The sequence below is a fragment of the Bacillus sp. FSL K6-2839 genome (genome assembly GCF_038003365.1).
In the GTDB taxonomy this organism is placed as follows: domain Bacteria; phylum Bacillota; class Bacilli; order Bacillales; family Bacillaceae; genus Bacillus.
Genome location: NZ_JBBOOZ010000002.1, coordinates 859,524 through 880,823, shown reverse-complemented (window position 1 = coordinate 880,823; position 21,300 = coordinate 859,524). Strand labels below are relative to the sequence as shown.

18 protein-coding genes are annotated in these 21,300 nt (G+C 43.8%); 9 read left to right on the top strand and 9 right to left on the bottom strand.

Annotation, left to right across the window (positions count from 1 at the left end):
- Window positions 1-25: 25 nt before the first annotated feature.
- The 4 genes from MHH26_RS18680 to MHH26_RS18665 form a co-directional block, all read right to left on the bottom strand.
- Complete coding sequence (locus MHH26_RS18680) at window positions 26-187, bottom strand: hypothetical protein (RefSeq protein WP_162839381.1); 162 nt, start codon at window positions 185-187, stop codon at window positions 26-28.
- Window positions 184-771 (bottom strand): DUF1700 domain-containing protein, encoded by a 588-nt coding sequence (locus tag MHH26_RS18675; RefSeq protein ID WP_034664308.1) that lies wholly within the window; start codon window positions 769-771, stop codon window positions 184-186. Before MHH26_RS18675 ends, MHH26_RS18680 begins: the two co-directional genes overlap by 4 nt.
- Window positions 764-1,081 (bottom strand): PadR family transcriptional regulator, encoded by a 318-nt coding sequence (locus tag MHH26_RS18670; RefSeq protein WP_034664309.1) that lies wholly within the window; start codon window positions 1,079-1,081, stop codon window positions 764-766. The genes MHH26_RS18675 and MHH26_RS18670 overlap by 8 nt, the downstream gene beginning before the upstream one ends.
- 97 nt (window positions 1,082-1,178) lie before the next feature.
- Window positions 1,179-2,009 (bottom strand): YitT family protein, encoded by an 831-nt coding sequence (locus MHH26_RS18665; RefSeq protein ID WP_034664484.1) that lies wholly within the window; start codon window positions 2,007-2,009, stop codon window positions 1,179-1,181.
- Between the two features lie 335 nt (window positions 2,010-2,344).
- Here MHH26_RS18665 and mmuM point away from each other — a divergent pair, with 335 nt between their 5' ends.
- The 3 genes from mmuM to MHH26_RS18650 all read left to right on the top strand — a co-directional run bounded on the left by mmuM (window position 2,345) and on the right by MHH26_RS18650 (window position 5,477).
- Complete coding sequence (gene mmuM, locus MHH26_RS18660) at window positions 2,345-3,283, top strand: homocysteine S-methyltransferase (RefSeq protein ID WP_034664310.1); 939 nt, start codon at window positions 2,345-2,347, stop codon at window positions 3,281-3,283.
- 46 nt (window positions 3,284-3,329) lie between these two features.
- Window positions 3,330-4,733 carry an S-methylmethionine permease gene (gene mmuP, locus MHH26_RS18655; protein ID WP_307498951.1) on the top strand — a complete coding sequence of 468 codons (1,404 nt, stop codon included), beginning with the start codon at window positions 3,330-3,332 and terminating at the stop codon, window positions 4,731-4,733.
- Between the two features lie 123 nt (window positions 4,734-4,856).
- Window positions 4,857-5,477, top strand: a complete 621-nt coding sequence (locus tag MHH26_RS18650; RefSeq protein ID WP_334750740.1) for a hypothetical protein — start codon at window positions 4,857-4,859, stop codon at window positions 5,475-5,477.
- 342 nt (window positions 5,478-5,819) lie between these two features.
- On the opposite strand, the gene MHH26_RS18645 is transcribed toward MHH26_RS18650, so the two are convergent.
- Both MHH26_RS18645 and MHH26_RS18640 read right to left on the bottom strand, forming a co-directional pair.
- Window positions 5,820-6,302, bottom strand: a complete 483-nt coding sequence (locus MHH26_RS18645; protein WP_340974342.1) for a hypothetical protein — start codon at window positions 6,300-6,302, stop codon at window positions 5,820-5,822.
- Between the two features lie 310 nt (window positions 6,303-6,612).
- Window positions 6,613-9,282 (bottom strand): S8 family peptidase, encoded by a 2,670-nt coding sequence (locus tag MHH26_RS18640; protein ID WP_340974340.1) that lies wholly within the window; start codon window positions 9,280-9,282, stop codon window positions 6,613-6,615.
- A gap of 242 nt (window positions 9,283-9,524) precedes the next feature.
- Here MHH26_RS18640 and MHH26_RS18635 point away from each other — a divergent pair, with 242 nt between their 5' ends.
- The 6 genes from MHH26_RS18635 to MHH26_RS18610 are packed head-to-tail and all read left to right on the top strand — an operon-like array spanning window position 9,525 to window position 17,014.
- Entirely contained in the window at window positions 9,525-9,983 is a 459-nt protein-coding gene (locus tag MHH26_RS18635) for a PTS sugar transporter subunit IIA (RefSeq protein ID WP_340974338.1), read from the top strand.
- Window positions 9,980-10,306: a PTS fructose transporter subunit IIB gene (locus tag MHH26_RS18630; protein WP_340974336.1), complete on the top strand. Its 327-nt coding sequence runs from the start codon at window positions 9,980-9,982 to the stop codon at window positions 10,304-10,306. The genes MHH26_RS18635 and MHH26_RS18630 overlap by 4 nt, the downstream gene beginning before the upstream one ends.
- Window positions 10,307-10,345: 39 nt before the next feature.
- Window positions 10,346-11,464 carry a PTS fructose transporter subunit IIC gene (locus MHH26_RS18625; RefSeq protein ID WP_034664325.1) on the top strand — a complete coding sequence of 373 codons (1,119 nt, stop codon included), beginning with the start codon at window positions 10,346-10,348 and terminating at the stop codon, window positions 11,462-11,464.
- 28 nt (window positions 11,465-11,492) lie between these two features.
- Window positions 11,493-14,156 carry a mannosylglycerate hydrolase gene (mngB, locus tag MHH26_RS18620; protein ID WP_340974334.1) on the top strand — a complete coding sequence of 888 codons (2,664 nt, stop codon included), beginning with the start codon at window positions 11,493-11,495 and terminating at the stop codon, window positions 14,154-14,156.
- Between the two features lie 57 nt (window positions 14,157-14,213).
- Window positions 14,214-15,098 carry an ROK family protein gene (locus tag MHH26_RS18615; protein ID WP_340974332.1) on the top strand — a complete coding sequence of 295 codons (885 nt, stop codon included), beginning with the start codon at window positions 14,214-14,216 and terminating at the stop codon, window positions 15,096-15,098.
- Window positions 15,095-17,014, top strand: a complete 1,920-nt coding sequence (locus MHH26_RS18610; RefSeq protein WP_340974330.1) for a BglG family transcription antiterminator — start codon at window positions 15,095-15,097, stop codon at window positions 17,012-17,014. Before MHH26_RS18615 ends, MHH26_RS18610 begins: the two co-directional genes overlap by 4 nt.
- A 63-nt stretch (window positions 17,015-17,077) precedes the next feature.
- Here the strand turns inward: MHH26_RS18610 and arr are convergent, their stop codons facing one another.
- The 3 genes from arr to MHH26_RS18595 form a co-directional block, all read right to left on the bottom strand.
- The gene (arr, locus tag MHH26_RS18605) at window positions 17,078-17,494 is read right to left on the bottom strand and encodes an NAD(+)--rifampin ADP-ribosyltransferase (protein ID WP_034664337.1); all 417 of its coding nucleotides are present in this window, start codon (window positions 17,492-17,494) and stop codon (window positions 17,078-17,080) included.
- A 471-nt stretch (window positions 17,495-17,965) separates the two neighbouring features.
- Window positions 17,966-19,387, bottom strand: coding sequence for a glycoside hydrolase family 1 protein (locus MHH26_RS18600; RefSeq protein ID WP_106031956.1), 1,422 nt, complete (start codon window positions 19,385-19,387; stop codon window positions 17,966-17,968).
- Window positions 19,388-19,406: 19 nt separating this feature from the next.
- Entirely contained in the window at window positions 19,407-21,266 is a 1,860-nt protein-coding gene (locus MHH26_RS18595) for a beta-glucoside-specific PTS transporter subunit IIABC (RefSeq protein ID WP_340974329.1), read from the bottom strand.
- Window positions 21,267-21,300: the final 34 nt, after the last annotated feature.

The following is a 21,300-nucleotide window of genomic DNA, read 5'->3' as shown; positions in this document are numbered from 1 at the left end:
TTTTTTAGTTCATTATAGCGCGTTGCTACCAATTGATGGTGCGGAACACGTTGTTCTCGTTTTTTGTGTGATATGCGTCTGGATCAAAACCTGATAGCCCAAACCCAATCGCCGTTACAATGCCTCCTACAACTGTGAAGATCATGCCCCATTTAAAGCATTGCTTTTTGAATTCATTCACGTTCATATTCTCACGACCTTCTTTCTAAACATTCCCATGAATGCCTTAGTGGTTTGAACAGTCATTTGCACAAATAACTTTGTCAAATACACCGTGGCAATGCCGCATAATAATCCGACACCTAATAGAAGAATACCCACTCCAACCTGCGTCACCACCACATGCAAACCGTCCTGAAAAATAAATGGAGAACCAATGATGCTCCAAAAACCTCCGAGCAGACCAGTGAGCGTCAATGCACCTGTGACGAGCGGAACGCACCAAACCACCATATAGACAGAAAGAATCAGCAGAATGACCGTTGCTAAAATACTTCCCCATAACGGAAAGCCCAAAATGAGAATGGAAAGCCTTGTAGCTTTTTCTCCGAACGTCGGCACCTGAGCAGTTTTGATTCCTTGTTCCTTCATAATCCCCTCAGCGATGATTGAAGGCTGACCCACTTGATGAACAGCTTCCTGTTCGCTGTAGCCATCTTCCTGATAATCCTCGATCATTTCATCGTAATATTCGATGAACCGATCACTTTCTTTTTCGCCTAGACGATGCAGGTGCTTCTCTAAGCTGGCTAAAAATTCTTTTTTATTCATTGCCCTGTCCTCCAGAAATAAAGTCGTAAATCGCCATCACTTGATCCCATTCCGCTAAAAACTGCGCCATATGCTCACGGCCGCTATTTGTCATTCGGTAGTACTTTCTTAATCGACTGTTATGTTCCTGGGAATAGGTCTCCACATAGTTGTTTTGCTCTAATCGCTTTAATATCGGATATAATGTCGATTCTGAAATCTCAATACAATGGGACATATCTTTAATAATTTGATAACCATAGGAATCGCCTTTCTTTAATACCGCCAGTACACAGAATTCCAGCAAACCTTTTTTTAATTGTGCATTCATGATTACAACTCCTAACCATTTATACTATACAATACATAGTATAATGTGACAAGAGGTATAGAGCATAAAAAAAGACCCGGTTAAGGTCTTTTCAGGTTTATATATTCACAAATCCTTCTCCGAACACATCACGCACGTCATGGACAACAACGAATGCGTCTCGATCAATTTTCTTGATAATTTTCTTTAGGCGCATGAGCTCTTGCTTTTGAATGACTGCGTAGAGAATCTCCTTCGATTCCTTTGAATAATGACCGCGTCCGTTTAAAATCGTCACGCCTCGATCCAAAGTGTGATTGATTTCTTCAGCAATATCATCTTTGCATGAAGAAATAATCGTTACTGCCTTTTTCGTGTTAAGCCCTTCTATCACAAAGTCCATCACCTTTGTTGCCACGTACAGCATCACAATGGTGAACATTAATTTTTCCGCACCAATAATAAAGTAGGAAGCAAATACGACGATCAGATCAAAGAACAAGATGGCATAGCTCACGTTCCAGTCTAAATACTTGTTGGCAATTCTTCCGAGTATGGCAGAACCCGCCGTTGTACCGCCTGCTCTTAGCACAAGACCAATTCCAATACCGATGATAATTCCTGCGAAAATCGCTCCAATGATCAATTCATGTACATTCACGACCCATGTTGTGGTCAGGTGTAAAAATAGGGAGTTACTTGCGACGGCAACCACAGTATAAATCGTCGTCTTCTTGTCCAAATATTTATACCCCACAAGCAGCAGGATGGCATTAAACACCAGGTTCGTCAGCCATGGTGCAATTTCAAACAAATAATAGAAAATGATGGACAGCCCCGTTACACCGCCTTCACCAAATTCAAGTGGAATGACAAACATGTTCACTGCTGCAGCAAATAAAAAAGAACCAATCAGAATCATAGCCAAATCTTTTACACATTTTTTCAATTTCTTCTTTCCTCCTTTTCTAAGCATATAAAAAACCCTCTTTCTGCACGAAAGAAGACAGTCGTTGGACAAAATAAAAATCAAAAGACAGCGCCTTTTGATGAAGCTTTCTGAAATGAACCTTTCCATAATATATATCTCTTTTTAGAGGCTGTCAATGACTTGGTTTTCTATTATTTTGACTGCATGTTTATGCACCGAAACCCGCATGTTTTCAAGGTTTTTCCGCGATATCATGCTTTTTCCTCTCCTTGACAAAAACACTTTAGTCATTTAAACTACTGCCTCATATCATATCCATCATTTCCAACTAAAAAGGAGGGTGTTCGATTCCGATGAATCCTATTCAAAGCCGTTTACAGCCTCACGCACCTTTGGTTTTAGACGGTGCACTTGCAACGGAGCTTGAACGAAAGGGCTGCGATTTAAACGATCGTTTATGGTCAGCCAAAATACTCATTGAACAGCCAGAATTGATTCAGCAAGTACACTTGGATTACTTCCAAGCCGGAGCTGACTGTGCCACAACAGCGAGCTACCAAACAACGATTGATGGCTTCGCTGAAAAAGGCTATACAAAAGAAGAAGCCATTGAACTAATGAAACGATCTGTCACTTTAGCAAAAGAGGCACGCGATCTTTTTTGGCAGGATGAAGCGCATCGTAAAGGGCGGACAAAACCATTTGTCGCAGGATCTGTGGGGCCATTCGGTGCTTATTTGTCTGATGGTTCAGAATATAAGGGAAATTACGGACTCACGGAGCAGGCACTCATTGATTTTCACAGACCAAGAATTCAGGCATTAGTAGAAGCTGGTGCAGACATTCTTGCATGTGAAACGATCCCTTGTCTGATTGAAGCAACGGCTATCGCAAAGCTGCTGCAAAATGAATTCAGGGGTGTATCTGCTTGGATCACATTCAGCGCAAAGGACGATCTTCACATTAGTGAAGGTGATTTGCTCAGAGAATGTGTACAAGCATTGGAACCTTATGAACAGATCGCTGCTGTTGGTGTAAACTGTACGCCGCCGCAATTTATCTCTTCTCTCATTCAAGAGATGAAAAAGGGGACGAGCAAGCCGATTGTCGTGTATCCAAACTCAGGAGAATTATATGATCCTGAAGAAAAGGTATGGAGCGGGGATACATCTCAGCATACATTTGGTGAATGTGCGCATCAATGGTACAAAGACGGCGCGCATATCATCGGCGGCTGCTGCCGGACGACCCCAGAAGATATCACGGACATCTTAAAACAAACCACATCATAGCACCACGAATCATCACACATACTTCTAAGCAAAAGGGCGGGAAGACATGGAACAAGCAAAAGATCAGTCACAACAATATCAACGAAAAATGACGAGCCGCCACCTGTTCATGCTTTCTCTAGGCGGCGTTATTGGAACAGGGCTCTTTTTAAGCTCTGGGTATACCATCAATCAGGCAGGACCCGCAGGAACGATTCTTGCCTATCTTGTCGGGGCATTAATTGTGTACCTCGTGATGCTCTGTTTAGGCGAGCTGTCTGTCGCAATGCCGGTTACAGGGGCCTTTCATACGTATGCAACAAAATACATTGGACCCGGCACAGGCTATACAGTCGCTTGGCTCTACTGGCTGACATGGACAGTGGCACTCGGTTCGGAATTTACAGCGGCAGGCCTTTTAATGCAGCGCTGGTTCCCAGACACATCGGTTTGGATGTGGAGCGGCGTTTTTGCTCTTCTCATCTTTTTACTCAATGCTTTTACAGTTAAGTTCTTTGCAGAATCGGAATTTTGGTTTTCCAGCATTAAAGTAATGGCTATTATTCTCTTTATTATCCTTGGCGGAGCTGCGATGTTTGGCTTGATTCCATTAAAGGGCGGTGAGGCCGCTCCATTCTTTTCTAACTTCACTGGAGAAGGCGGACTTTTCCCAAACGGCTTTTTACCAATTTTAATGACGATGCTGGCCGTCAATTTTGCTTTTTCAGGTACGGAGTTAATTGGGATTGCTGCGGGTGAAAGCGTCAATCCTGACGAGACCATTCCAAGAGCGATTCGCACAACCGTACTGCGTCTTGTCCTGTTTTTCGTTGGAACGATCGTGGTCTTAGCCGGCTTGATCCCAGTGGAAGAAGCCGGGGTGATCAAAAGTCCATTTGTTGTGGTGTTTGATCGAATCGGGATTCCGTATGCCGCAGATTTCATGAATTTTGTCATTTTGACGGCGATCTTATCTGCCGCAAACTCAGGACTATACGCGTCATCCCGTATGCTCTGGTCTCTTTCTGAGGAACGGACACTGCCTAAGAAACTAGCGAAGCTGACATCAAAAGGAATTCCTTTGAATGCACTGGTTTTAAGTATGATCGGCGGTATTCTTTCTTTGTTATCAAGTGTCATCGCACCCGAAACGGTATACCTTGTCCTTGTTTCGATCTCTGGACTGGCCGTTGTAATCGTGTGGATGGGGATTGCTGCCTCACAGTTTATGTTTCGGAAACGTTTTTTGCAGGAAGGCGGACAGCTCCATGATCTTTCCTTTCGAACCCCGCTCTATCCAGTGGTTCCAATTGCTGCCTTCCTCCTGTGTTTTGCATCTGTCATCGGTATTGCCTTTGATCCAAATCAGCGGATTGCCCTCATCTGCGGCATTCCTTTCATCGCGCTCTGCTATGCTGCCTATTATGTGACAGCTTGGATTCAGAAAAAACGAGAAGAACCTGGTGTATAGCACCAGGTTTTTTTAAAGTATAAACAACTTGACAAAAAAGGATATCGCTAGCAAAAGAAACACACATTGGTATATGATAGGAATCTATGATTTTCAGGATGAACCAAGGGAGTTGTCACTAATATGGAAATGACCATTACAAGAGCATTAAGTGAACTGAAAATGTTAGATAAGAGAATCAACCGAACCGTTGATGAAGCCGTACTTGGTGGATTGATGATCGGGAAACATATACAGCACGGGTTTCAAAATCAAGAAGAAATCGAAAAAAAGGCGAAGGCTGATGACCAATCGATTCAAGCATTAATCAAACGCCGGAATGCCATCAAATCAGCCATTGTTGTGTCGAATGCGACCACAACAATTGATGTAGCGGGTGTCAGCATGACAGTGGCAGAAGCGATTGAACGGAAGACGTCGATCGAATACGATATTCGTTATTTACGGAAATTGAAAAAGGTGTACACAGAACTAGTAGACAAAGTAGAACAAACCAATGAAGATGTGAAAAAGAGGCTCGACCAGCATTTAGAAACCTTGTTTGGGAAAGACGGAAAAACACAAGCGGCTGCCAACCAAGAGATCGTCAAGTCGTTCCTCGCTGAAAATGAGGCAACGATCATCGACCCGCTTCGTCTTCGAGTGAAGATTGAAAAGCTTTCGAACGAAATTGAGGATTTTCAAATGGAAGTTGATTTTTCCTTGTCTGAAAGCAATACACTGACGAAAATACAGATCGATTAATTGATTTTGTTAGTGAGCCGAAAATCGATAGAACTAAACACCTCCGAGGGAAAGGTCATTCCCTCCTCATCTGATCATCTTTGGATGATCCTTGATAAAAGCTCAAAGCTGAACGTTCAAGGATCAACGTTCAAGTGTGAAAGTTCTTATCCATCAAAGCTCAGGATTAAAAGTTAAACGCTCGATCGAATCTGGGAGTAACGGCTGATGAGTGTTTGTTTATCGACTCTTTCGGTTGCCGCCCAGCAGGTTTGCTAACAAAAAGAAAAGGATGTCAAATGAGACATCCTTTTTTCTATGAAAAAAACGACAAGCTCCAGCCAAGTCGTCTCCATCAGCAAATTAGTTACGTAATGTATATGCCAAATGGTACACACTTGTGACATTTGAAGATAGCTTGATGTCGTTTGAAGTGAACGTCACCGGAACAATATCGTAGTAATGTGTCGACCAGCCTGCATTATTGTATGTACGGTAGCCTGCACCTGAAGGAACTTGAATCGTTAGTGAAAATTGTCCATTCTCGTCTGTTGTGCCTGTCGCTGTTTGAGCCAATGATTTGATCGCTGCTTCAAAATAAAGCTGGATTGGCTGATTAGCCATCAGATTTCCGCTCGCATCCTTTAATGTTCCTTTAAACGTAGCTGGATAATAAGAGCCCACTCGATATTTACTGCCAGAGCCGTAATTCACCATTCCACTATCTGCTGCTGCGACACTAGTTACTTGTACAGATGCTGGTACTGCTCCTGTTTCCTCTGCATGTGCAAAGGTTGGGAATACGAGAAGCAATGATAGAAAGAAAGCAAACATCATTTTTTTCATCGATAAATCCTCCTTTTTTTCCTACTATATTACTATCAACATTAATTGGTATTTTTCCAGTAACAAACAAAAGAACTTCCCTTTTTTAGAAAGGGAAGTTCCAGATTGTTGACAAAGGGCTAAAATGATCTTTATTTTAGCCCTTTGTCTTCTTTTCAGCGTGATAGAAAACCTTTGCAGTCTAGGAAGGACGAGCACCGGAGCGGAGCGAATTTGACATTCGTGAGCACCGGAGCACAGCCCTGACAACGAATGCGAGGGTTTGTCTACACGTTGAAACTTCCCTTTTTTAGAAAGGGAAGTTCTTCTCTTACTTTTTCACAACAACAACCTTCACCGCTTTGCTTTCTCTTTTTCTCACATCAGAAGCGGTCACATACAAGACTGTTTTGGCTTTTTGCGATTTTATTTGGGCAGTAAATGCGCCCTTGTTATTCGTTTTCACCATTTTGATGACTTTCTTTGATTTGTTTTTCACTTTAATGGTCAATCCTGCACCCGCAGTCCCTTTGACCGTTTTACTTTTGACCGTTACTTTGCCCACTTTCGGCTTAGCTGGTGCTTTGCCTTTTTTGACGACTGTTTTGAGCGTTGTAGCGGCCTTTCCTTTTGAAATCTTAATGTGAAGGACTTTGTTTTTGTTCTGATGCTTGATCTTCACACTAAAAGTTCCATTTTTGCCTGCTGTGCCTTTTCCAAGCAGGGTTTTGCCTCTATACACAGAAATAGCAGCGCCTGCCTTTGCTTTACCTGTCACCTTTTGATGCTGATCCTCCACTTTGCTCACAGATGCATTCAGTTCGACAGCACTTAAAGCAGCAAATGCATTCAGTCTGCCATGTCCTGTCATCCAATCAATACCTGGAATTTTCGGATCGACAATTGGCTCATCGTTTTCATCATAGAAAACGTCATCTTTTCCATCAACAGATGTAAAGGAGATCTTATCTGCTGTGCTTTGCAAGATATTCCTTACTTGATTTGGCTTCAAGGATGGATTTTTAGAAAGCAGTAATCCTGCTGCCGCTGCCACATATGGTGTCGCCATTGATGTCCCGCTCAGGTATGAGACATTCCCATCCGGCATTAAGCTGGGAATATCAGATCCTGGTGCAGACATGCTCAGTCCTTTACCGTAGCTTGAGAATTCAGCGGCAATATCCATACGGTTGCTTGCACCAATGGCCATTGCGTACTTTGATGTCGCAGGATAGCCCATTTCTGGAACGCCATCATTTCCACTCGCGACGACCACTAGTACATTTCTTTGAGCCGCGTAGTTCATTGCATATTCAATCACCCTGCTGTAGTAGCCGCCAAGGCTCATGTTGATGACCTTTGCGCCTTTATCCACTGCATGCTTGATTCCAAGTGCAGTATGCTCTGTATCTCCAAAGCCATAGGCATCCAGCACCTTCACCGGAATGATGCCCGTATGTTGATTGAGACCTGCCATGGAGTAATGATTATCGGCTTTTGCGGCAATAATGCCGGCAACATGCGTACCGTGTCCATTGTCATCAATCGCATCTTTGTTTCGTCCAATGAGATTCGCACCTAAGTCCGTACGAACAGTCCCGCTTAAATCAGTCAAACGACTGTCTACACCTGTATCCACAACTGCAATCAATGTTTGCTTCATTTTGCTTGTGCCAATCAGTGTATTCATTTGTTCAAACTTCACATCAGCGCCTTTTTTCCCGCTGTTTTGCGCACTGTTTTTCAGTGGCCACTGGTATCCATACTGCACATCATTGCTCAGTGCACGATACGTTTGAACAGGCTCTGCAAATTCAACATTCGGCATGCTGGACAGCTTTCTCGCAGTGCTTTTGATCACAGCTTTGCCTGCTTTTAAAGTCTTTCCAGCTGATTCTTGCCCTGCTGGCACATCATAGACATACATTCCTTTAAACAAAGGACTTACTGACTGCGATGTCACGCGGTTTTCTTGGATTCCATAGCTTTTCATCTTCTTTTTCGCAGATTGAAGCGTTTGGCCATCCTTTAATTTAAAAATGATCTTATTCGTCTTCACTTTCTCTTCTTTTACAAGCTTTTGCTTTTCTAATACATAACCGATCGATTTTCCTTCAAGCTGATCGATTCCAATATTTTGACTCACTGCTTCTAATTCCTTCTTCAAATAGGCAGGACTTGCTCCTTTGAGCATATCAAAAAGAGAACGGATCGCCTGTTGTTCTTTCTCTGTCACGATATGACCACTAAATGCACCATTTTTCTCTACGTCATTTAGCAGTGTCTTTAATGTAAGCAGATGATTGTATACCTTTTGCTGCTCATTTTTTTGTTTGATGAGCTTCGATTTGAGAAATGGCTTTGTCTTTTGGAGCAGGCGACTCAGCTTCTGACCATTTGGTGTTTCATTAAAACGTTTATCTTCAATTGTACGCATCGATTGGAGAATTTCGCGCCCGTACTTTTTCTCAATAATAATGATGTCAGGCTCATCGTCTTCAGGGAAAACGGGTTCAGAAGGCGGAAGGTTAGCTCCTTTATACCCAATTGTATAGGCCGCATCCTCTTCCTCATCACGGCTGTCTTCCTCCGACCCTAAATAGAGCACTTTGACAAAATAAGGACCTGACCATGCATGCGGGAAGTCGATCTCTGTCTCTCCACTTGCAGTGTCCACACGGTATCTCGAATAAGTGTCATCCTTCATCGCTCTGTCTTTACTTGGATAGACCGATACGGATAACACTTGTTTACTTTTGACAGAAATTTTCATATGTGTATCTTTTGCCACCTCTTGTGCAGATGGCGTGATTTGGTACCATGACTCTTCCATTTCATTCTGTAATGTCCCTGAGATGACTTCACCATTTTTTAACCCAATGGCTTCATTGACATTTGTTCCTTTACTGACAGCTGCTGCCTCGTATCCAGGAAATACCGCCATACAGAGAATGATGGCCATGAGTACGATCACACAGGATTTGACCTGCTTTTTGAACATGAAAAGACCCCCTTATCTTTTATAATACCTTGGAAGAATATCACAGAAATACATTTAGTAGAATCTGTTTTTTACATAATTAAACTCGTTTTAATCTAGGATTTGAGATATCCAGAAAGTATGACAGATAGCTTCATAAACTTTTTGCCATTTCAAACGGAAAATGATTCTATTTAACCATGCCGAAAAGTACATTACAATCAAATTGTAAGCGCTTAACAAACAAGAGAGAAGGGATCAGCTTGTTCCAAAATGATCATGTTTTCACACAAGTAAACGGACGATCAAAGAATGAGATTTTACAATACATTGCCGAGAAAGCTGAAGACCTTCAGATTACAAACGATCAGGCGGGGTTATTATCCGATTTGTTGACTCGCGAAGACGAAGTCTCAACAGGACTTCAGCAAGGCTTCGCCATTCCTCATACAAAAAGCTCCGCTGTACAAACGGCTTCACTTCTATTTTTAGAGTTAGAACAACCTATTGAATGGGGAAGCTTCGACGATTTGCCCACAAGCTATTTATTTACACTGCTCGTTCCATTAGAAGAAGCAAATGTCACACACTTGAAATTACTGTCAGGAATTGCGACAAGCCTCATGGAACCGGCTTTCATCGAAAAGATACAACCAGGTCAAACCGCTGACTATTATTACGAAGTCATTGAACAACAATTGAAAGAGGGGATTACACAATGAAAATTGTCGGTGTCACTTCATGTCCAGCAGGGTTAGCTCATACACCAATGGCAGCAATGGCATTAGAGAATGCGGGTAAACAGCTCGGTCACGAGATCAAAATTGAGCAGCAAGGGATTATGGGACAGGTAAATGGCATTACAGCAGAGGAAGCAAAGCAGGCAGACCTTTGTATCATTGCATCAAATCAGCATATCAACGATGCGGAACGTTTCTCAGGCATTCCCACAGTACGTGTCGAGATTGGACGCGCCTTAAAAAATGCCGAGCAAATCATCACAAAAGCCGTAGCACTTGTTGAAAAGAAAAAATCTGAATCTTAATAAACGTGAGCAATGCCATATAGAAAGGAGCAAAGCAAAATGAAAGCAAAATTAAAAGTCATTGAAGGCCATCTCATGACCGGTATTTCTTATATTCTTCCTGTGATCATCGGTGCCTCCCTTATCGTTGGTTTAGCAAAACTAGTCGGATTAGGATTTGGTGTTTCAGATTTAAACGCCTATAAGGATGCTGGCGGCATTTTACACGGCGCCTATTTAATGGAGCAGGTTGGCTGGACAGGCATTGGCTTAATGAACGTCCTGCTCGCTGGATTTATCGCCTATTCGATTGCGGATAAATCAGGTCTTGCGGCCGGCTTCATCGGTGGTGCCCTTGCCAGCTCAACGAATGCTGGATTTATCGGTGCCGTCATTGCAGGCTTCTTCGCAGGATATGTCGCTCTTTTTGTAAAACGAAAAATTCAAATTCAAGGCTCCGCGGCCGGACTCGTTCCTCTGCTCATCTTACCGCTTATAACCGTTGGCTTAACCGGGCTTCTCATGTCCGTTCTGCTGGGCGGTCCATTAGGCGCTTTGAACACGGCATTAATTGAATGGATTAAAGGTATGGTCGCTGACGGCACAAGCACACTCGCACTCGCTCTCATTCTAGGTGCGATGATTGGGTTTGATCTTGGCGGACCAGTGAATAAATCTGCTTGGATGGCTGGTAACGCACTCTTCCTGTCAGGCGTCTACCTCCCTGCCATTCTCGTCAATATTGCGATTGTCATTCCGCCGCTTGGATACGGGCTTGCGACATTGATTCGAAAACGCAACTTCTCTCCAACCTTTAGAGAAGCCGGACGAGGCGGGCTTGTGATGGGCATTATCGGTATTACGGAAGGGGCGATTCCTTTTACCCTTGTCAATCCTTTGAAATTGATTCCGCTCAATGTTGTCGCGTGTGCTGCTGGAAGCGGGGTCGCTGCATTATTAGGTGTTCATGACATCATGCCGCCAATTGGCGGGCTATACGGCTTCTTCTCAGTCGGAAACTGGTGGGCTTATTTAATCGGAGCCCTCACTGGCGCACTCGTCATCGGTATTGGCGCCAACCTGCTTGTGAATTTCTCTGAGAAAAAAGAGCCAAAAACGCCAGAACATGACCAGAAGCAGAAAGAAGAAGACGATTTTGACCTTGTGCTAGAAGGATAATTTGAACATAGAAAGGTGTCGTTGATCAATGACTGTCAATGTACATGTGATTCCACATACTCACTGGGACCGGGAATGGTATTTCACCACCTCCCGATCCCGTATCTACTTAATGAAAAGCGTAATGGACATTTTAGACACCCTTGAAACAGATGAAAGGTTCCATTACTTCATGCTCGATGCACAGGCATCCTTATTGGATGATTACCTGAAATGGCGCCCTGAGGATGAGAATAGAATCAAAAAGCTCGTCACAGCCAAACGTCTCATCATCGGCCCATGGTATACCCAAACCGACCAGCTCGTCATTTCAGGTGAATCGATTGTACGGAACCTGCAATATGGGATTGAACGCTGTCAGCAGTTCGGTCATGTGATGAAAGTCGGCTATGTCCCTGATTCCTTCGGTCAATCCGCGCAAATGCCTCAAATTTACCGTGGATTCGGCATTGTGGATACAGCTTTTTGGCGCGGTGTTTCAGACCATATGACGAATCACACTGAATTCAATTGGCAAGGTGCCGACGGCAGTGAAGTCTTTGCTGTGAACCTGCCATTTGGCTACTACTACGGTGGAAATATTCCTGAAAAGGATGCGGACTTACAAGCCTTTTTATCTGAAAAAATTGGTGCGCTGCAAGCAAAGGCAACCACAAAGAATGTTTATTTCCCAAATGGCTTTGACCAGGCACCGATCCGCAAAAACCTGCCTGACTTATTAGAAAAAGCCAATGAACTTGACGAGCACCACTATCAAATCAGCAGTTTAGAAGATTACATTGCAGCAGTGAAAAAAGAGCGGACTTCTTTTGAGACATTAGAAGGAGAGCTCATTCATGCGAAGCATATGCGGATTCATAAATCTATTTTTTCAACACGAGCTGATTTAAAAATCTTAAACAATCAAATTGAAAACTATCTCGTCAATGTGATGGAGCCTATCCTAACGATTAGCTATTCACTCGGACACGACTATCCGCATGATACGGTTCGTGATATTTGGTACCTCATGTTTGAAAATGCAGCGCATGACAGCATTGGCGGCTGCAATAGCGACACGACGAATCAAGATGTCTTCTTCCGCTACAAGCAGGCAAAGGAAATCGCCGAGAATCTTGTGGACTTACACATGCGTCTCATTGCTATTCGACTGCAAACTGAGCAAGAAATCACATTCACGTTATTTAATACACTGCCTTCAAAGCGTTCTGAAGTCATTGAGGTCGAAACCTTTATCACGGAACGTCCATTTACACTAAAGGATGCAAACGGAAGAATGCTTCACTACACAGTGAAAAGCAAAACCGATGTCACAGATTATGTGCTGGCACAGCAAATTTCTCTTAACCCAAGTAAAGATGTGTACATGCCAAAACAAGTATGGAAAGCCATTCTGCTGATTGAAGCCGCCAGCTTACCATCCGTTGGTTATACACAAGTCAGCATGGTTTTCGATGAATCAAGCGAATCTGCATGGGAACAAACAGAAGGACGCGCGATTGAAAATACGTATTACCGCATAGCGGCAAATGACAACGGATCGCTGGACATCACAGATAAACAAACAGGCCGGACATTCTCTGAGCAAATGATCTTTGAAGACAATGGAGACGATGGAGATTCCTACAACTATTCCCCGCCGCGCGAAGATCTGTATGTGTCATCCAAGGATCTTTCTTCAGCAGACATCACAGTGTCTAAAAGCGGCCTGCAGGAAGAGCTCACCATCCAGCTTACTCTCACTGTCCCATATGACTTAGAAGAGCGCTCTCAGCAATCGGTCACGACTTCACTCCCGATCACAGCGAAGGTGGCATTAAACAAAGATGAGCCTGTCATCCGTTTTCATGTCGATGTCGACAATCATGCGTTAGACCATCGTCTGCGTGTCCTCTTTGATACAGGCATCGCATCAAAGGTATCACTGAGCGATCAGCAGTTTGGAACCATCGAACGCCCAACAGAGCTCACGCAAGAGCTTGAATGGTGGAGCAATGAGCATTGGGAAGAAAAACCGATCACCATTGAACCGATGCAATCCTTTACTGCACTTCGTGATGAAGCATATGGTGTCGCTCTATTGACCGACTGTGTGAGAGAATACCAGATCACAGGAGAAGGCTACACAACGATTGCGTATACGCTCTTCCGCTGTTTCGGAAAAATGGGGAAAGAAAATCTTCTTTACCGTCCAGGCCGTGCATCTGGGGAAAAAATTGTTGAGACACCTGACGCTCAGCTGCAAGGTGCACTGTCGTTCTCATTTGGCATGCACTATAGCAAGGACGCTGTCAGCGAGGGGCACTTAGCGCAGCTTGCTAAGCGGTATACCACCCCAGTTCAATGCTACGAACGGGCAGACTTTTTAAACGGTCGTTTAATTTTCTCTTTCCGAGATGAAAAAGAAGACTTACAATCTACTTATAGCCTGCTTGACATTGAGACAGACGGAGCCATTCTAAGCGCTCTAAAAAAAGAAGAGCATGGAACAGGCATTGTCATCCGTCTCTTCAATCCATATTTAACGCGTCAAACAGCCGCTTCAATCAATAGTTCATCTCTACAACACGGAGAAACAGCGAATTTAGGCGAAACACCTGAAGGACATATACTCAAAGCACAACATGGATCATTACACATTGAACCGCTCACACCTTGTCAGGTACAAACCTACATTGTAAAGAAAAAATGAACATGTAGGGGCGGGGTCCATTTGGATTCCGCCCCTCTTTAATGGAGGGCATTGATCATGCGAATTGGAGGTATTGAAGCAGGCGGAACAAAATTTGTCTGCGGCTACGGAACAACAGACGGAACGATTGAACACATGACTTCCTTTGCAACAGGTAATCCAGATGAAACATGCCGGCAAGTGATCGATTACTTTACAAAGCATCCTGTCGATGCCATTGGCATTGGGGCATTCGGGCCTGTCGATGTAAAAGAACAAAGCCCAAGCTATGGGACGATTTTAGATACACCAAAAACAGCCTGGCGCCAATTCCCTTTCCTCTCAACCTTAAAACAAGCCCTTGGGCTCCCGATGAAGCTTGATACCGATGTGAACTGTGCAGCACTCGGAGAAGCCCGCTTTTCGGTCGAAGCACAAAAGCCTGCTTCTTTGGTTTACATCACAGTTGGAACAGGAATAGGCGGCGGTGCCTATATTGAACACCGCCTCATTCACGGATTATTGCATCCAGAAATGGGTCATATCACCGTTCAGCGGCATCCTCATGATTCCTACGGAGGCTGCTGCCCAATACATCATGACTGTTTAGAGGGACTGGCATCTGGACCTGCCATAGAAGGACGCTATCATACACTGGCACCAATGCTGCCAGAGGAGCATCCTGCCTGGTCACTTCATGCCTACTATCTCGGGCAGATGACCGCCAATTTATTACTCACTCTTTCACCAGAGCGCATCATTCTCGGCGGAGGTGTGATGAAACAGCCCGCTATGCTGCCCCTCATTCTTGATGAAACAGAAAAGCGGCTTCACGGGTATTTGCAGCTGCCAAAGCCTTTAAATGAAATTATCACAAAGCCATCCTTTGATGGATTATCTGGTTTAATGGGCGCAATCGCTCTTGGTACTGATGCCTTACAGGCGCAAGGAGCCGCGCAATGATGATGACGGCAGATCCTCGAACCTATCAGCTGATTCAGCGGCTATTTGAAACGAAGGGGTTCGTGAAGCTGGAGGAGCTCACTGCCTCTTTTCGCTTATCTGACCGCTCCATCCGCAATTTAATCAAAGAAGCAAATGAACAACTAAAGGAAGCTGGAGCCAAGATTAAAACGATCCGCGGAAAGGGATACACCCTATTAACGAGTGATCAAGACGCCTTTCTGCTTTGGCTTCATCAACAAAAGCTTCCTGCCCGCTCTCTCGTCCCCGTCATGCCAGAAGAGCGTGTACGATTTATGATGAGAAAGCTATTGCTTCAACCGGATTACTTAAAAATTGACCAGCTGGCTGAAGAACTGTTTATCAGCCGCATGACGGTCAGCAGTGATTTAAAAAAAGGAAGAGAGCTGTTAGCCCGTTACGGCATGACCCTTGTGTCAAAGCCTGGTTTTGGCTTAAAGATTGAGGGAGACGAGTTGCAAAAAAGAACATGCTATGCAGACTTACTCCTTGAGGAAGAGCCTGCACTTTCTCATATCACCGAGCGGGAGCAGCTCCATTTTCCTGATATTTCTCTTGAAACCATTCGATCTATTGTCCTGACGAACCTGCATCAAGAGTCATTGCTCATTAAAGACATTGCCTTAAAAAACTTAGTCATTCACTTAGCGATTGCGATTCAGCAGACACGAAAAAACCAGCGGATATCCGCCAGCACCACTCGTACACAAAGATCGCAAGTCTTAATGAGAATTGCCCAAAAGATCATACAGCAGGTAAGTGACACCTTTCACGTCATCTTATCAGAGGATGAAACAGATTACTTAGTGATGCACCTATTGGCGAATCAAACGTGGAAAGAAGCCGCCCAGCATCAGACAACAGTGGAAGTTCAGCAGGCGGTTGCGGTCTTTCTACAGCACATTGAGAAAACAAGCGGCCACCGCTTTGCAGATGACAACATCCTGCAGCAAGACTTGATGCTTCATATGAAGCCATTATTAAATCGAATCCAATATGGCGTATCCTTACAAAATCCGCTTTTGCATGAGATCAAAGCGTCCTATCCTTACCCGTTTGATTTGGCTGTCAGCGGACTGAATGCCTTACAGCTGGTACGGACGCCAAATGAAGACGAGGCGGCATATGTTGCCCTGCATATCGCTGCTTCATTTGAAAGAAGTCAGCTCGACACCTCGCAAAAAAAGAAAGCCATTATCGTGTGCGGGTCTGGACTAGGGACGGCAAGACTGCTTGAAATTAAATTGAAGGCAGCCTTTCAGCACGAACTGGAAATCGTCGAGCTGTATTCCTATCAGGATTATCTAATGAGCACCACCCTGCCCTGTGATGTCATCATTACAACCGTCCCACTCGCATCAAAGGGAAAACCCGTGATTCAGGTCAGCGCTTTTTTTGAACATCATGATGTACAGCGGGTAAATGAGATCATTCATTTATTAAATGGACATGGGACTCCCTCTAAAGAGCTGATGGCATTTTTTCAAGAACGATTGACCTTATTGAATGCTGACCTATCCAGCAAGGACGAGGTATTAGACACACTATGCAGCCGTCTAGAGGAGCATCAGCTAGTATCGCCTTCTTTTCGGTCCTCGGTGCTTGAGCGGGAGCAAATGTCCTCTACCTATCTTGGCAGAGGAATGGCTATGCCACACCCGCTCATCACAAATGAAGGCACCTCCTGCGTAGCCATCGCACACTTAAAACAGCCAATTGACTGGCAGGGAGATGAAGTATCACTTGTCTTTTTATTAGCGATTCATAAGGATGACGCAGCCTGCATGAATCAATTCTTTGAACAGGCCGTCGATTTACTGGACAATCCAGACCGCATTCACTTCCTGAAGCAAGCAAAAACATTTGATGAGTTGATGGATGCATTGTTTCAATAAAATAGAACAAAGGCCGCCCAGTTGTTGATGAGGCGGCCTTCGTGTTATTTAGAATATGGATCATCAATCGTATATGACATTTTTCCCTTCTTCACTTAATTTCTTCAAAGAGCTCAGCATATGTTCAATTTCTTCATCAGAATGTCTTTCCCATGAACCTAATTCTGCGACTATTTTCAAAGGGGATTTCGATCGATAAGAACGTGTTGGATTGCCGGGAAATTTTTTGTCAGTCAAATTCGGATCATTTTCAAACTCGCCTAACGGTTCTACAAGATATATTCTCTCTTTCGCATCAGACCTTGCTAACTCAGCACCCCATTTGGCCGCATTTAATGTTCCAGTGAAATAGATATGGTTTGATTTTTTATCCTGAAAATTGGATAAATACAGCGGTTCAAGCAGATCTCCAATCTTCAATTCTGCTTTCGTCCCATGAAAAAATGGGCCAGGATCTAAAACCTGCTCATTGTCATTCATACAGCCGCACCCCTTATCGTTTTTGACTTGCGTATAACAGTATACGGCCTGATCTGGGCGGAAAACAGTCTATAATTGAGATTGAATTCGGGGTATAATGATAGTAGAGAGCAAGATGTGATTGGATCTAAAAAAATGGAAACTTCTCATTAACACCAACAAGTACAAAAACAAGAATACCTTCCACAGCTGATAGAGTCACAATCACACCATGGTTCATTGGGTATTCCTTCGCAATTAATTTCTGACCTATATAATTCAAAGCATAAAAAATGAAAAACAATAAGAAAAACAGAAAAAGAATCGTCATCATATAAACAGACCCTCTCTTATAATGGATATTAAACCAAATTTTACAATATATAATTAGACTATCATTTTAGAACAACTCGAACAATATGATCTTGCTAATTAGAGTGAATGAAGAAAAAAAGCCAGCCACCCGCATAAGGTGATTGGCTTTTTTATTTGTTACCCCCCGATGTTCTCTCCATTTTGCTGAATCAAGGTTTCGTACCAATAAGAGCTCTTTTTACGAATTCGTTTGAGGTCTTTTAGGTCAAATTCGTCGCGGTTGACGTAGATGAACCCGTAGCGCTTGGAGCACCCTTGGTGTGTGCTGATTAAGTCGATGGCGGACCACGGGCAGTATCCGAAGACCTCGACGCCGTCTGTGATCGCCCATTTGATTTGTTCGATATGCTTTTCTAAATAGTCAATTCGATAATCATCCTGAATCGAACCATCTTCTTCTAACTTGTCGAAAGCACCCAATCCGTTTTCTGTAATAATAAGCGGCAGCTGATAGCGGTCATAAATCTCGCGCATCGTTGAACGGAAGCCGACAGGGTCAATCTCCCAGCCAAACGCATTTTTACTTAAGAACGGGTTGTTGCCGCCTTTGTATACGCCATCTTCACCAGATTTTAAATGCTGATCTCCGCCGCGTGCAAATTCATCGTTGCCATCTCCTTTACTCGCTTCAACTGTTTGCGAAGTGTAGTAGTTAAAGGCAATGAAGTCTGGCTTCGCACTTTTCAAAATATCCATATCTCCCTCTTCAATAACAGGAAGAATGTCTTTTTCTTTCATATAAGCCCAAGCAAGGTTGTTATAACGGCCGAAGACTGCCATATCAAGATAAAGCCAGTTGCGGATCGCATTGTAATTCGCCGCAGCAAGCACATCCTCAGGCTTTGGAGATGCCGGATAAATGAGCGCTATGTTTGGTGCTGGTCCAATTTTCGCTTCAGGCAGCAAACGATGACAAAGCGTCATGGCTTTCGCCTGAGCTACGAGCATATGGTGGTTCTGCTGATACAGTTCTTTTTTTGGATTTTCTAAATTTGGATCAAGTGTACCGAGCGCCGATCCATGTAAGATCATCATGTTTTGTTCATTAATGGTCAGCCAATAGTTTACCTTCTGGCCATATTCCTTAAAGAGAACCTCTGCATAACGTTCAAACGCATCTACTGTCGCACGATTTGACCAACCGCCTTTTACTTGAAGCGCATGAGGCAGATCAAAATGATACATTGTCACGATTGGTTCAATGTCATAGCGGCGCAATTCATCGATGAGAGAATGATAGAATTCAATCCCCTTTTGGTTGATCTCCCCATCTCCATCTGGAATGATCCGTGTCCATGCAATAGAGAAGCGATAAGCCTTTAAACCCATTTCTGCAAACATCTTCACATCCTCTTTATAGCGGTGATAGTGATCGCTTGCGACTTTAAAATCCGTTGTCCCTTCAGGGTAACTTGCTCTCATATCAATGACAGAAGGCCCCTTGCCATCCTCGTTCCACGCACCTTCTACTTGATAGGCGGAAGTAGATCCGCCCCAGAAAAAGTCCTTTGGAAATGGTGCTAGTGTTGAATATCTCATAATTTCTTCCTCCTCTTCATTAAACGAGATGTAAAAATGACTGTCCTGGTGTGATTTGTTTTTCTTCTGTTTCAATAATATCGCTAAACTCACCGGAATTGGTAATAATCACTGGTGTTGTGACGGACAGGCCGGAAGCTTGGATGGCTTCAATATCAAACTCTGCAAGCAGTTCACCTTCTGTGATGGTTTGCCCCTGTACGACCTTCGGGGTAAAATGCTGACCGCCTAATTGTACGGTATCCAGTCCAATGTGAATGAGCACTTCTGCTCCGCTTTCAGAAGTAAGACCGTACGCATGGCCTGTTGGGAACACCGTTGTCACGACTCCTGATACTGGTGCAAACAGCTTGCCTTCTGATGGAATGATGGCTGCACCCTTTCCTAGTGCACCAGATGAGAATGCCTTATCCTGCACTTCCTCCAGCTTGATCACCTCGCCTTTTAAAGGACTCTTCACATGAGCTGCTTTGACCCCATGTTCGTTTTCCATTGTTGGTGCGGAAATCGGTGCTGGCGTGTCATCTTCATCTACTGGATCCTTAAATCCAATCAAATAAGTCAAGACGATGGATAGAACAAACGAGACCGAGATTCCGATGATGAACCCTGTAAAGCCTTGTCCGTAGAAAATCGGAAGTGTCAGTAAACTTGGAAGTCCTGACGCAATCGCAATACTTTGTGAATAACCGATGATCGCACCGCCGACTCCGGCAGAGAGAACGGCTGCAATAAATGGCTTTTTCAAACGAAGCGTGACACCATATACAGCTGGCTCTGTAATCCCAAACACGGCAGAAACCGCTGTCGATCCAGCCAATGATTTCAGTTTTTTATTCTTTGTTTTCAGCATAACACCGATTGAGGCACCGGCTTGTGAAAATACAGCTGGCGCAGTAGCCGGCTTGATATGATCTTTTCCATGGACGGCAATATTATTTAAAATCACTGGCACTAGACCCCAGTGGATACCGAAGATCACGAGAACCTGCCATGCCATCGCAATTAAAGCACCTGCAAGTGTAGGACTAAAGGAGAATATTTTCAGCAAGACAGCTGCAATGCCGTTCCCTGCATACACACCAAATGGGCCGAATACAATGAGTGTCAGCGGAACAACCGTGACAAGTAAAATCAGTGGTGTAATAAAGTTTTTGACGCTTTCATGAATGACTTTGTTAAAGAAACGTTCGATATATCCCATGACAAACACTGCCAAAATGATTGGAATAACCGTTGATGTATACGACATTAAGACGACCGGAATACCGAAGAAGGTCACATCTCCGCCGCCTTTTGATAATTCTTGAATGGTTGGGTAAATGAGTGCACCAGCAATCGTCACAGCGACAAATGGATTCGCTTTAAACTTCCTAGCAGAAGTGAATGCGAGCAGTAATGGCAGGAAGTAGAACAAGCTGTCAGACGCAGCAAATAAAATTTGATACGACGTATCTTCAGGTGATAACCATTTCGCATTGATACAGATACCTAATAGACCTTTTAAAATACCAGCACCCGCCATGACACCGAGAAGAGGTGTGAAAATACCAGAGACAATGTCGACGAATTTTCCGAAAAGGCTCGTGCTCTCTCCACCTGATTTTGCAGATGAAGAAGTGGACTCCTCTAATAGATTCGTAAACTCCCCAATCTCTCGATAAACCTCTGGTACGGTATTGCCAATGACTACTTGAAATTGGCCGCCGCTTTCCATGACGGTTACAACACCATTTAATTTTTCAATGGCTGCTTTGTCTGCTTTTGATCGGTCATTTAATGTGAAGCGAAGTCTTGTAGCGCAATGGACCAGTGAATGAACGTTTTTCTCTGTGCCAATGTGTTTGATAATGTCTTCTGCTAATTGACGATAACTCATACAAAAACCCCCTTTTTTTCAAAAAAATACGTTT